This window comes from Achromobacter marplatensis (genome assembly GCF_002209535.1).
In the GTDB taxonomy this organism is placed as follows: Bacteria; Pseudomonadota; Gammaproteobacteria; order Burkholderiales; family Burkholderiaceae_B; genus Achromobacter; species Achromobacter marplatensis.
In genome coordinates this window covers 385,836-398,899 of sequence record NZ_NJIG01000004.1, presented here as the reverse complement: position 1 = coordinate 398,899, position 13,064 = coordinate 385,836, and the positions used below count along the sequence as shown (strand labels likewise).

The 13,064-nt window shown below is 59.8% G+C and carries 12 protein-coding genes; 11 read left to right on the top strand and 1 reads right to left on the bottom strand.

Annotation, left to right across the window (positions count from 1 at the left end):
* The first annotated feature begins 9 nt into the window (after positions 1–9).
* The 11 genes from CEY09_RS12145 to pilM all read left to right on the top strand — a co-directional run bounded on the left by CEY09_RS12145 (position 10) and on the right by pilM (position 11,947).
* Positions 10–1,257, top strand: a complete 1,248-nt coding sequence (locus CEY09_RS12145; RefSeq protein WP_158218663.1) for a TraB/TrbI/VirB10 family type IV secretion system protein — start codon at positions 10–12, stop codon at positions 1,255–1,257.
* Positions 1,258–2,253, top strand: a complete 996-nt coding sequence (locus CEY09_RS12140; RefSeq protein WP_088588776.1) for a TcpQ domain-containing protein — start codon at positions 1,258–1,260, stop codon at positions 2,251–2,253.
* Positions 2,253–4,010, top strand: a complete 1,758-nt coding sequence (gene pilN / locus CEY09_RS12135; protein WP_088588775.1) for a PilN family type IVB pilus formation outer membrane protein — start codon at positions 2,253–2,255, stop codon at positions 4,008–4,010. The genes CEY09_RS12140 and pilN overlap by 1 nt, the downstream gene beginning before the upstream one ends.
* 10 nt (positions 4,011–4,020) lie before the next feature.
* On the top strand, positions 4,021–5,349 hold the full coding sequence (pilO2, locus tag CEY09_RS12130; protein ID WP_088588902.1) for a type 4b pilus protein PilO2: 1,329 nt from the start codon (positions 4,021–4,023) through the stop codon (positions 5,347–5,349).
* Positions 5,339–5,854, top strand: coding sequence for a type IV pilus biogenesis protein PilP (pilP, locus tag CEY09_RS12125; protein ID WP_088588774.1), 516 nt, complete (start codon positions 5,339–5,341; stop codon positions 5,852–5,854). Before pilO2 ends, pilP begins: the two co-directional genes overlap by 11 nt.
* Positions 5,855–5,860: 6 nt before the next feature.
* Entirely contained in the window at positions 5,861–7,567 is a 1,707-nt protein-coding gene (locus CEY09_RS12120) for a GspE/PulE family protein (RefSeq protein ID WP_088588773.1), read from the top strand.
* A complete protein-coding gene (locus CEY09_RS12115; RefSeq protein WP_158218662.1) occupies positions 7,554–8,603 on the top strand; it encodes a type II secretion system F family protein in 1,050 nt (349 codons plus the stop codon). The genes CEY09_RS12120 and CEY09_RS12115 overlap by 14 nt, the downstream gene beginning before the upstream one ends.
* Before the next feature lie 50 nt (positions 8,604–8,653).
* Complete coding sequence (locus tag CEY09_RS12110) at positions 8,654–9,220, top strand: type 4 pilus major pilin (protein ID WP_234818271.1); 567 nt, start codon at positions 8,654–8,656, stop codon at positions 9,218–9,220.
* Between the two features lie 8 nt (positions 9,221–9,228).
* A complete protein-coding gene (locus CEY09_RS12105) occupies positions 9,229–10,215 on the top strand; it encodes an ATPase, T2SS/T4P/T4SS family (protein ID WP_223264754.1) in 987 nt (328 codons plus the stop codon).
* On the top strand, positions 10,212–11,453 hold the full coding sequence (gene pilV, locus CEY09_RS12100; protein WP_088588770.1) for a shufflon system plasmid conjugative transfer pilus tip adhesin PilV: 1,242 nt from the start codon (positions 10,212–10,214) through the stop codon (positions 11,451–11,453). Before CEY09_RS12105 ends, pilV begins: the two co-directional genes overlap by 4 nt.
* Before the next feature lie 116 nt (positions 11,454–11,569).
* Positions 11,570–11,947 (top strand): type IV pilus biogenesis protein PilM, encoded by a 378-nt coding sequence (gene pilM / locus CEY09_RS12095; RefSeq protein ID WP_223264753.1) that lies wholly within the window; start codon positions 11,570–11,572, stop codon positions 11,945–11,947.
* A 480-nt stretch (positions 11,948–12,427) separates the two neighbouring features.
* On the opposite strand, the gene CEY09_RS12090 is transcribed toward pilM, so the two are convergent.
* Positions 12,428–12,889: a DUF3577 domain-containing protein gene (locus CEY09_RS12090; RefSeq protein WP_088588768.1), complete on the bottom strand. Its 462-nt coding sequence runs from the start codon at positions 12,887–12,889 to the stop codon at positions 12,428–12,430.
* Positions 12,890–13,064 lie beyond the last annotated feature (175 nt).

Here is a 13,064-nt window from a genome sequence, read left to right as displayed (position 1 = left end):
GTCAAGATCGTGCTGATCACGTTCATTGCGGTCGTTCTCGGCTTTGTCGTGATTCGACGAATCGCCGGCGTGGCACCCGAGTCTGCCGCGGAAGCTCGCGCCAAAAAACAAGAGCAAGATCGCGCAGCGAAGGAAGCTGGTAACCCGTTTGCGGTCCAACGACTGATTGCAGACCAGCTTCGGGACCGCCTGGCTCGCAACGAGGAAGAGACAGTCCATGCGCCCGCGAAGGATCCGAGTCAGCCGGCAGAGCCGGCGGCGCCATCTCAGCCCACACGTACAGAAGCCGATGCCAAACGGATCGAAGAGCACCGCGGCAATACGAGACTGGCACAGCAAGAGGATCTCTCTGGTATCGAAATTGGCTTCTGGGAATCCCAAGAGCAGGATGAACCTGTGGCGGGCGCTTCCGGCCCGTCACCGCGCGCAATGGCTACACCCGAATCCGCCCTTCGCGACGTCACAGCGATCGCCGCCGCGGCCGGCATTGATACCAGCGGATTCGCGCGCCCGAATGTGCCTCCGGTCCCTCCAGGAGGCCAGTCGGCCAACACGGTCGGGCAAGGTGTCGGGCCGCAGGCCGCCCCTGGAGGACAGGTCGGTAACTCTGCCGGCATCAAATCCCCCCTTTTCGCGTCCGCTGCCCCATCCCCGTACTACATCCGAGAAGGCTGGATCATTCCAGCAGTGATTCAACAGTCGTTAAACACTGACGCCCCAGGCACTTTCCGAGCATTGGTGACATCGGATATCTACGACAGCGTTCATGGCACGCACCTTCTGATTGAAAAGGGTACAGCCCTTACCGGGGAGGTAAGCACGGATATAGCCGAAGGCCAAAGCCGCATGCTTATGTCGGTCAACAGAATGGACTTTCCGAGCGGCGCCAGAGTGGCCCTGGGCGGTTGGGACATATCTGATCGCACAGGAGCTGCCGGCATTGCCGCGAAGGTCGACGACCACTTCTGGGAGCGGTTTGGCAGTGCATTTGGCGTGGCTGCTGTGGCGGCATTGGCCGGCCGCTATGACAACAGCCAGAACGTGACAATCAACGTCGGCAGCAGTGGATCAAACAACGGCAGCTCCACGTCGACGCTGACGGGCACTGCTGGCCAGGCCCTCAGCGATACGGTCAGGCAAATCCTGCAGCGGAATCAATCGATCAAGCGAACGCTCACGCTCGAACCGGCCGACAAGATCAACATCGTCGTCGCGCGAGACCTCGTGCTCGACCCGAACATCGTCAGGAGCTACTAAATGGAGCATCGCCTTTCCTCCCTATTCGCGGGCGTCTGCCTCGCGCTGCTCGCGCCGATCTCCGTCGCCGCGCAGCCTGAGTTTGCCGTTGCGAGGCCCGCATTCTATGAATTCAACTGGAAGCAATCGGGAGACAGTGGCATTTCTCCTGTTCAGGTCTTCGACAACGGCCAAAGGGTTTATCTGCAATTCGCGCCAGGCACCGAAATTCCCGCCATATTTGCCGATGCTCCAGGCGGTCGTATCTTGCTGGCATGGGAAGCCCAGTCCCCCTATATCGTCATTCCTCATATGGAAGCCCGCCTCGCCTTCAGGCTGGGGCGACGGGAGGCACTTGCTTGGCGGGCTGGCCTACCCCCGGAGGGTAGCTATACCGGCATGGCGACGCCTTCTAGGCAGACCGGTAGCGCGTCGACGCCCGCCACCAGGGAACAGTTGGCATTTCGCCGCACGGCCGCTGATGCAGCGGCAGGCCCGGATCCGTCCTACAAGCCGATCGTCGTGACGGCCCCGCCCGTCCAGGCAGCCGTACAGCCTCTGACCCCGTCTGTGCCTGACGGGGCGAGTCTCGCGGCATTCATGGGAGTCGCAATCGGAGGGTCTGCGCCGGCCGTTGCGACCGGTCGTTCCCACCCTGCCGAGACGGTGCCTGTAGACACCAAGGGCAGTGGCCCGGTCGTGGCTACCGTCGACGTATCCAGCACCGACGTTCCCATCACCGGCAATGCGGTCGGGCCAGCACCCGTCCAGGAGTGGCATGCCGATGTCGGAAAGACCGTTCAGCAAACGCTCGACGAATGGGCGCAGACGGCTGGCTGGCAGTCCGTGAAATGGCAACCTGACTTCGACTACGCCATTGAAGCTCCGGCCACGTTTCGTGGCGAGTTCTGGGATGCGGCAAACGATCTCTTGTCCGCGTACGACGTCGCGAAAAGGAAGTTTCGAGGTCTCGCATATCGAGACAACAAGGTATTGGAAGTCTGGGAGAAGAAGTAATGAAAAGGGCAATCGTACTGGCTGTGGCTGTAGCGACGACACTCTCAGGCTGCGCCCTGCAGCGGATAAAAGACACAGAGGCGCGCGTTGATGATTCCTATGGCGAACACGCCGCCTCCGCGGCCAGTATGCGCAAAGTTCGCGATCGCGCTGTCGAGGTAATCGATCGTCCTTGGGTGTCCAAAACCCCGATCCTACGGCCATCGACCGCGGCGTATCCAGCACCGCTTCAATGTCCAATCACCTTTGTTCCAGCCGCGCCGATCAGCGTCTTTGAATTCGGGCAGACGGTAACGGCTCTATGCGGCGTTCCCGTCCGAATCACGGCAGACGCTATCGCGGCGCTGAGCGGCGGGAGCCGCGTGGGATCGCGGACGCCCGATATGACACCACCAAGCGGCTCAAGCGGACCCATGCCGCCAGGGGGTGTAGGCGCGCTGGGCGCCGGCGGATCCGCCTCCGCGCCCCTCTCCATGTCTGCTCGTGACACGACGATTTCAGGGATTCGTTGGGACGGCAAGCCTCTGCCTGGCCTTCTTGACGCGGTCACCGCGCGCCTCGGGCTGAGCTGGAGCTTTCGCGACGGCGCCGTGCAGATCCACTACTTAGACACCAAAGTCTTCCGCATATACGCGATCCAGTCGAAAACCAATATGCAGTCGGTCGTCCAGTCCGGCACCCAGCTCTCGTCATCGGGCGCTGGCGGCCAAGGCGCGTCCGGCGCCACTTCGCCCTCCGGGTCGGGCGGAAGCACGGTCTCAGGGGGCTCGACGCAGACCACTATGGTCTCGATTGAGTCGAACTTGGCCGAAGACGTCGATCGCATGATAAAGAGCATGCTGACGCCCGGATTAGGGCAGTCCAGTCTGTCTGTCAGCACGGGGACCGTCGCCGTCACAGACACACCTGACGTGCTCAGCCGGATCGCTGCATATCTCAAGACGGAGAATCGCAATATCACGCGTCAGGCGCTATTCAACATCACCGTCGCGGTCGTACAGCGGACGGAGACCGACGACCAGGGCTTGGACCTGACAGCGGTCTATAAATCGTTGAATGGTAATTATGGGATCACAGTCGCGAATGCATTTACTGCTGCATCGAGTGCTGGGTCTGCATCGATAGGGATCTTGGACACCGCAACCGGCACCGCTGGCCAGTTCGCCGGTTCAAAGGCCATTCTCCGCGCGCTGTCGAGCCAAGGCCGCGTGTCAATCGTGACACAGCCCTCTGTCACCACACTCAACTATCAACCCGTGCCCGTCCAGGTTGCCAAGCAGACGAGCTACCTAGCCGCCGTGTCTAACACCGCAACCGCGCAGGTCGGATCAACTTCGGCCCTGACGCCCGGCACCGTCACGACGGGTTTCTCGATGGACCTGCTGCCGTTCATGATCGACAGCGATCAAATGCTCCTGCAGTTCACGATGAACCTCTCCACAGACCCGCGCTTGCGAACCGTCACCAGTGGCGATAACTCAATCGAGGTTCCGGAGGTTGATAGCCGGATCTTTTCGCAGCGCGTGCGACTGAGATCTGGCCAGACGCTGATTCTCTCCGGCTTCGAGCAGAACGTCGATCGGGGCAATCGCAGCGGCATGTTCAGCGCGTCGAATTGGCTTACCGGTGGCGGCGGCTCCACCAACAACAGGCGTGAAGTGGTCGTCATTCTGATCACCCCGATTGTGCTAGAGGACGATTCCGAGATTCAAGAAATGACGGATACCTCTGGCCAGTACGGCGCGAGGTCTAGCTGAGGTGGCTACTATGGCTCAAACCCAAGCACACGCTGGCAGCGTGACGGTCATCTCTGCTGGCTCGAAGTCGCTCGTGTCCGGGCTTTACTGGCAGACGCTATCGCAGCCTCAAAAGGTGATGAAGGAGGCTCGGGAGATCGGAAAGCGGGACGGGATGGACATCGTCGCTATCCGGCGACTCCCCACGATCATTCAGGCCGGCTTCGTCCGCAAACAAGCGGGCGTTCAGAAAGGCATGTTCAGCCTGGCTTCGATCGTGGCCGACCTGCTCCTACGCAAAGAAGGGCAGTCCACTCTGGACCCCCTTATTGCAGCCTTCGCCGTAGGAGATGGCCGGTTCGCGATTGTCGCGTTTAAGGACGGCGGCGTAGTACCGGATTCCGACGTTGTTTTTCAAACCCTGGAGCAAGCTCAAGAGGCGGTGCGAGCCCTCTACGCCCTTCTCTCATCCAAGGGCAAGGAAGTTACGGTCTACGCACCCCCAGAGCTCGAATTTGGGGGGGATGCGTCCGTCACATTGGCGGCTCTTGAGAAAGCTGCAGCAAGGGAACATAAGCTGAAGCCCCTTCGCTTTGGCCTAAGCCGGCGGGAATGGGTGCTTGTTGCAGCTGGGGTGCTGGCGCTAATTTCATCCGCCATCGCCTTTTACGTGTGGAGTGAGCATGAGCGTGAACGGCAAGAACGCCTGGAACAGCTGCGCCAGGCAGAGCTGGCGCGCGTCAAACTAGATAGCGGCCAAAATGTTCTGCCGGCAGCTCTGGTGCATCCATGGACGACCACGCCGTCCGTGCCGGCCATGATTGCACATTGCGAGCACGCCGCGCGATCAGCTCCACTTTATGTCAGCGCGTGGGAACTCAAAGGTCTCAACTGCACGCCCAGTGGCTTCGAGGCAGCGTACGTGCGACTACCACGCGCGACTGTCCTGGATTTCCGAGCGGCCGCAGCCTCCGCTTTCCCGCCAGGCGCCACCGTTTCTATCCAAGCAGACGCCAACCAGGCGACCGTGCGAGTCATATCCAAAGCACCGGCCGGCGGAGACGACGAGATGGCGGACATCGGCTTCAGAGTCGACAGCCTGGTGTCGCATCTCCAAAAGCAGATTATTCCGATCACGGTCTCGCCAAAGGCTCCGCCCAGTCCGGGAGAACTAGGTAGCCAAGGGACCACACAACCACCGGACTGGGCGACCGCAACCTTCGAAATAACTTCCGACTGGCCCGCAGACTCCATTTTCAAAGGGTTCGACACACTGGGCGTGCGCCTGCTGGAACAGTCTACGACCATCAAGGAGAGAAAGCTCTCCTACTCGATGAAAGGTGAGATCTATGGAAAGTAGGACCGTAGCCGCGCTTTGCGCGGCCGTGACTTTGCTTTTTGCTTCGGCCCCACACGCCAGCGCGCAAGTCGTGCGAACAACTGATCACAGCCCGCCGCCAGCGAGCACGCTTGCGGAACTTGCCGACATTCAACTCCGCCGGCTTACGTACGAAGCGCTCACCGGCATGAACGAAGCAAAGCTGGCCTACGAAAAAACCTCGCGGGTCGAAGACCGCAGCGCGACTGGTGTTCCCGCTGTCCGCTCTGTCCAAGGCGTTGGCAGCCAGCTTTACGCCGTTCTCGTGTATGCCGGCGGCGCCCAGGCGACTGCGCGGCCCGGCGAAGACGTGCCCGGGGGATACCGCGTGAAGGCCGTTTCTGTCGACCGCGTCGTTTTGACCCGCAACGGTCAAGATCTCCGCTTGGGCTTTTCCGCAGAAGCTCCGCAAGCGGTATCCGACGGCCCGGTTCGGCTTAACTCTCCGTTCCCTGGCACTGCCATGCCATTCCAACCCGGAAGGTAAGCGACCATGGACACCACGATCCACGCCCCAAATGCCCCTGGCACCGAGGACCTGGAGCTCCCCTCAGCGGCCGAGCCGCTCCGTCGCGTTCAGAACTTGAGCGCGGTGGGCGGCGCGTGGCAGGCTCCCGAGTACGTCATCGACCGCGTCGTATTGGCCGATGACGGTGTGCTCTACGTCGACGAGGAGCACAGCGATGACATGCGCGTAATGTCCTATATGTCGCGCCTGCGCCTTAACCGTGTGACGTTTTCCCCGCGGCTGGTTAGCCACTCCGAAATCAAACGACTGCAGCAAACCGCCAAGGATGGCGCTTCGCTATCGATCACCGAAGGCCCCGGAAGCACAAAGACAGCGCAGCAAGAACAAATAAATCGAATGATCTCCGAGGCGGCGCGCCTCGGTGCAAGCGACATCCACTTCTTGCCGGACGTGGATAAAACCTATGTGAAATACCGAATCAACGGCATTCCGGAAGCTCGGTTCACGCTCGATCGAGCCGTCGCCGAAGACCTGGTATCGACGCTCTACACGTCGATGTGTGAAAAGCCCGACAACTACGAGCCATCACGAAAGCAGAATGCCCGCCTGATGGAGCGCTACGCTCGCCAGTCCGGCTTATTCGTATGCCGAGTCGCGACCGGCCCTGCAGCCCGCGGGAGGAAGCTCGTCATCCGTCTCTATCCCGACACGGGTGACACCCCGAAGTCGATGGAGGAACTTGGGTATCTGCCGGAACAATGCACGCAAATACGCCAGTTTTCGCGCAAGACGTCCGGGATTGTGCTGGTGACCGGCACGACTGGCTCCGGAAAATCCACCACACTCAACCACTATCTCAAGCAGGCTCTTCTACATGCCGAGGGCGAGCTTATCATCGCCACGGCCGAGGATCCCGTCGAACAGCCCATTCGCGTGGTTACCAAGCGCGATGGCAACGATGTCGTCTATGTCGCTGTCCAAGAGCCAATAATCCCGGCCAGCACCGGTGAAGAAGAGATTGAAGCCGCCTGGGTCGACGCGATCGATCACATGCTTCGATCAGACCCCGACTCGATCCTGATTGGTGAAATTCGTGGCAAGGCGTCCGTACGCTCGGCAATTCGCGCAGCGCTCACAGGCCACCCAACACTGGCCACGCTCCACGTGAAAGACGCAATGAGCTCTTTCGACCGCCTGGAAGACTCGGGCGTCCCGAGAAACCTGCTAACCGACCCGACCCTGTTCATCGGCATCATCAATCAAGCGCTGGTGCCTATCCTGTGCCAGCACTGCAGCGCTCCATTTTGCGACGTAGAGGATCGGCTTGAGGTGGGGCTCCGAGACCGTGTACGGCGCTTCTGCGACGTCTCAGGCGTTCGTGTACGAGGGTCTGGTTGCCCTAGTTGCCGCCGCGGCCTAGTCGGACGCACAGTCTGCGCCGAGGTCGTCTCTCCTAACCCAGCCCTGATGTCGGTCTATCGCAAACAGGGAACCTTCTCCGCCCAAAAGTACTGGGTCCAAAAGATGGGCGGGATCACCCAGTGCGCCCACTTAATTCGCCTGATTGAGGCGGGCCGAGTGGACCCCGACCTCGGTGAGCTGATGGTGCGGCCACTGGATAGTGACGACTGGCTCAACGAAACTGCGCGACCGCAACGACCAGGTCGCTTGCATGGACGTAAGAGCGGATCGCTGTTTAGCCAATGGAGGTCTCGCCATGGCAAAGCTTAGCTCCCGCCGGCGAATGCTCATTTACCGCACCCTGTATTCCATGGCGCGGTCCAAGGTGCCGGTCTACGACGCGTTGGTCGACATTCAAAAGGCGCACAGCCGAAACGGGCGACGCCCCAAGGCGGTAATCGCCGTTTTTGCGCACGAGGTTCTGGTAAGACTGTCCAGCGGCATGAGCGGGGACCGATTTGCAGAGGCGTTCGAAGGATGGCTTCCGCCGACCGAGATCTCTATGCTGGCTTCTGCCCAGAAGGCCGGCGACATTGCCACGGGATGCGACGACGCGATCAAGCACATCAAGCGTCAAGCGCGAGTTCGATCAGCCATCGTCAGCGCTGTTTCCTATCCGTCTGTGATCGTCGTGATGGCGATAGTCCTACTCACATTTGTGTCCTTTAAGGTTGTTCCGATATACGCCAGAGGCTCCGATCCAGCAACATGGACCGGACAGACTGCCGTCGTTTATTGGATGAGCGAGATTGTCCGGCATTACGGCATCTTCATTCTGCTAGGCCTTGTCAGCGTGGGCTACGCAATCCGGTGGTCGTTGCCAAACTGGACGGGGCGTCTACGTCCAGCGTTTGAGTGCCTGCCGCCGTGGTCGACATACAAGACGATGCAGGGTGCGGTCTTCTTCTCCAATCTCGCAATTCTGCTCAATGCCGGCGCTGATCTCCTGCAGACCATGGTGCATATTCACAAGCACGCCAACCCGTGGCTGCAACAGCGCTTGCAGGACACCATGTATGGACTGAGCATGGGCAAGAACCTGGGCGTCGCCTTGGAGCTTGCTGGCCACAAGTTCCCCGACGAAGAATCCATCGCATACATCACCACGATCGCGTCTCGCGAGGGCTTCGCTTTTGCCCTGTCTGAATTTGCGACCAACTCCGCTGAGACTGCTGCAGAGCGCCTTGAAGCCTCTGGGAAGGTCTTTTTCTACGTGGGCCTGATCAGCGTGACCGCACTTGCAGCTCTCATCTTTTTTGGCCTATTCGGACTGCAAACCGCCGCAATGGGCGATCGAGCTTTCTAACCGCGCGCGAATAGCGCAGAGCATCAACTGTTTCATCCTTGGAGCATTACATGACGACCTACGTTAACCCTTCCTCCATCAACCACCACTTGGCTGAATGCGAGCCCGCGCCGGAGCGCGAAGTGACGGTGACCGACCAACACGCCCTGCCTCATGCGGGTACACCGCTCGCCCGCCAGGCAGGAGCTTCCGTTGATAATTTCTTGGCCTGGATGCTCTTGGCGGTTGTGGTGGCTGCGGCGATCTTCGGGGCCTACTACGTCCTCAACAAGGATACCGAGAACAACCAAGAAGCTCAGAACATCGCGCAGCTGGTAAAGGGTGCCAAGCTTCTGCGGGACATGAACGGCTATGGAAATGTGACCACCGCCGCATTGCAGGCCGCCGGCGCAATTCCTAGCAATATGATTGGCGCGACCACCGGCACCCTCTATCACAGCTGGAACGGAGAAGTCACCGTTGTGGGCACAGCGACGCAATTCGTCATCACTTATCGGGCGGTCCCGAGCAGCAACTGCATTCCGCTGCGTGCCAATCTGTCCCGTACGGCTCAGTTCGTCAGCATGACGAATTGCCCGACCACCGGCAACGTCGACCTCGTACTGACTGCGCGCTGATGGAGACGATGCCCGTTACCTTGGAGCAGGCTACAAGCCTGCTTGACCTGCGATTCGTCGACATGATCATCGGCCCTGATTACGCGGAGCTTCGTGAGCTGGAGGGTAGCCAGTCCCTCACCGATAAGGTGCCGGGCCATCTGCAGGCCGACGTCAACTTGCTACGACAGCAATGCAGGCAGGCGCTTCGCACGCTGACAAAATCCGAATTTACCGCCACCTTGGGTGAAGAGAAATTCCGGGTGACGCAGCTCTTTGACGTCGATTCTCAAGACATCTTCATCCTCGCCAGGGCAGACGTAAAGACAAGGCCATTGAAGTCGCTCGGCATGGCAGAGCGGCTATTCAATCACCTAACTCGGCCAAAACTGAGCGGCCTAGTTGTGGTGTCGGGGGGCATGCGGCACGGCAAAACTTCCACGGCCGACGCAATCTTTATTGACCGTCTTGAACGGCACGGTGGCCTTGGCATTGCTCTAGCCGACCCGCCAGAGACGGCGCTGAACGGAATTCACGGAAAGGGACGTGCCATCCAAATCGAGGTGGCGCGCGAGCACGGTGGCTATCAGGAACAGTTAATGCGGGGGCTTCGATCTCGCGCCAACATCTTCTACTTGGGCGAGACACGTGACCCGCCATCAGCCATTGAGGTCGTCCGCGTGAGCGGCAATGGATGGCCTGTTCTGACAACGCTCCACGCCGACAGCCCCGAGCTAACGTTCACCAAGCTGCAGTCGCTATGCGCCGGATCCGGCGCTTCTGTCGAATCCTTCAATGCAATGCTGGCCGACAACATCGCTGCAGTGATCCATCAACAACTTGAAACCGTAAAGACAGCTACGGGTATTGCGAAGCGCCTACAGATCAACTGGCTGGTGTTGGATGGCAAAGAAGACACCGCAATACGCGCGAAGATCCGGAAAGGCGATTTCGCCGGACTGAACACGGAAATTGCGGCCCAGAAGGCGGCAGCGATATTTGGGAATCGAACATGAAACGACACTATCGAGTAGGCGCGACCAGACGCAAGCAAGCTGGCTTCACGGTGCTTGAGGCCTTGCTCGTGACCCTTCTGTTCGCAGCGGTCATGGGACTGTGGAACTGGTATCAAGCCGATTACGTCGCAACGATTACAAGCCGGCAGGCTGCTTTCCATCAAAAGCAAGTCGGTAATGCCGCCGCCGCGTATGTCAAGAACAACTACGCTGCACTTCTGGCCTCTACCGCGGGCGGCCCCGTGACTGTCTCGCTGGACACAATACGGAACGCCGGAAACTTGCCCGCAGCCGTGCCTCTTCTCAACCCCTATGGCCAGGCTTACACGCTCGCCGTGCGTCGGGCCACTCAAGGCGGGCAGGCCGTCCTTGAAGCGCTGCTCGTTAGCGGAGGCGGGGCGGATGTGCCAGAGACGGACCTGCGCCGAACTGCCGCCATGCTGGAAGGCGGCGGCTTCGTACTCACAAGGCAGCCCGCGATCGCTCAGGGGTCGATGGGCAGTTGGCAGGTGCCGGTCGCCAGCTTTGGTCTTTCATTGCCGGGCGGAAACTTGGCCACCGCGTTGTTCTTCAACAGTGCCGGACAGGTAACCGACTATCTCTACCGGAATGCCGTCGCCGGCCGGCCGGAAGTCAACCGGATGAACACAAGCATCGACGTAAACGGCAACGATCTCAACAACGTCCGCACTGTTCGAACACAGACGGTCGAGGCCTCCGGCAATGTCAGCACCAAGGGAGCCCTTATCGTCCAGAGCAGCGACGGTGCAAGCAGCACGGGCTGGTACACCGCCGGCAATGACGGTTGGCTTCGCGTCTTGCACGACAACCACGTGGTCACCAATGGCGAGATTCGAGGCGGCGCCGTGCGTTCAATGGGACAAACCTTTTCGCATGGCCGGCTCAACGCCTACGAGTATCTATACGTCGGCGGTGTTGCCAACGAGGGTTGGGCTTGCGAAGCAAATGGTCTAGTGGCCCGCACAGGAATCGGAGAGCCCTTGGCGTGCCAGTCAGGCGTTTGGCGTAAGTCCGGCGGTGGGCAGCTGCGTTGCGAGTATTACTTCGCCGGCCGTGCAAGCGACAACCTCCCTGCAGATAATTCATGGTGCCCGGCCGGCATGATCGTCACGAGCGTGACGAGCTCCGGCAGCAATCAGAATTTCTATACGGTCATGGGCAAGAGCCTGTATGCCGGCAACGTCGGGCAGGGATACACATGCTGCGGTATTTCATGATCGCCTCTGTCGCGCTAGCTTTCTAACAGGACGTCGACTCTATGGGCCTGCTTATGCTTCCCCTATTCGCCCTGCTGACGCTCTTAGCGGCTTGGGCGTCAAGTTCCGACCAAACCATGGTTGATGTGCTGCTTCACCAGGAGGCGAGCTCCGCCGGCGGAAGCTTGCGGATCTATGCGAATGCAGTCGCGCAGTTTTCCCGTGTAAACCCGGCCTTTTCCGGGCCTGCGCCCAACAGCTCGCTTGATCTACCGACCTGGTTCAAGCCGCAGGCCGGGACTGCCAATCACATCGACGCCGGCAGGGCATACGTCTTCTTCGTTCCCGGCGATGCCCAGCCCGACCTGTATCTGATGTTCCCAGAAGAGGAGACGGGGCTGCCCTACCTGGTGGGCATAGCCCGAAGCGGCCACCTCTACTCGCCATCGGCAGGGGCGGCAGTAGCTGTGCTGCCCGGTGCTATCCCGGAAGGTGCGGTGGTGTACGTCCTCTGACCGCACGTCTCCAACAAAAAACCCCCGCCAGGCAGTGCCGTGCGGGGGTTGATGCGCTCTTGCGCTAAGGTTACAGGCGTTATGGGCCGCTGCAGGCCTGGGATGTAGGGTGGGGGTTGGCGCCCGAGTAAGCTCAATTGTAGGCTTGCCAGAAGCGACGTGATCGCCTCTGGCAAGCCTACTCGGGCTATAAGTGCCCTGCCTTAGCAGAGCGGAGAATCGTAGAGAAAGCCGCGGCCGGTTCAGGGCCGCGACGGGTAGCTCAGTCTCGATCGAGGAACGCCAATTCGCCGAATCGAATGAGGGTGAAGGACACTGCTTTTTTCATCTGGCCTGTTCAGCAGCCTAACCAGATACTCGGGATGCGCCATTTTGAGTGCGGCGCGCACTGAACAACCTGCGAAGTTCTCTTCAATAGGCGCCGGCGGCGTCCATTGAAGAAAACTCCACGTAAGTGGAGTTTCGGGGTTTGGCTTGGACTTAGTTGCCGTCCGTGCCAGTTCGAACACCTTCAGCTGAAGCTTCGGGTTCAACGTACTGATAGACCAACACGCCATCGACTTTCGCCATGTGGATCTTCAGCAAGCGGCCCTTAAGGACTACTCCTGTTTGACCTGCACGAGTGCCGGTCGTGATCTTATAGGTATCGATGTACGGATCGCCGATGGTCACGGACGCCAAGACCTTTCGGTTGGAGTCGTTCGCAGCTTCTTGAAGCTTTTCGGTCATGACCTTGATGGCCTCTTTGCCGACAATCTTGACGTCGCAATTCAGCCAGGTGAGTGAATCCGCATTGCCTTCCTGCGCTTCACCGTGAAAGATGCTGATGCTGCACGACAGGAATGGCGCGCCTTTCTTGGGCTTAACTTCGCGGACGCGACGGACATAGCCGAGGCCACGAAGGTGGGCGTCGAAGTACTTGGGGGTGTTTGCTTGAGCCATGACGGATCTCCTAAAGAAAAGGGGAACCGCCGCCCCAGTCGGGGAGGAAAGTTCCCCGATGGGCTGAAAAAGACACTCCTGGTCGCTAGACCTGCGGTCACCGAATGGTGGAGCCAAACCGCTTTGCTACAAAAGATTCCGACATAAGCAGTCGGAGCGCTTTCTAGCCGATATC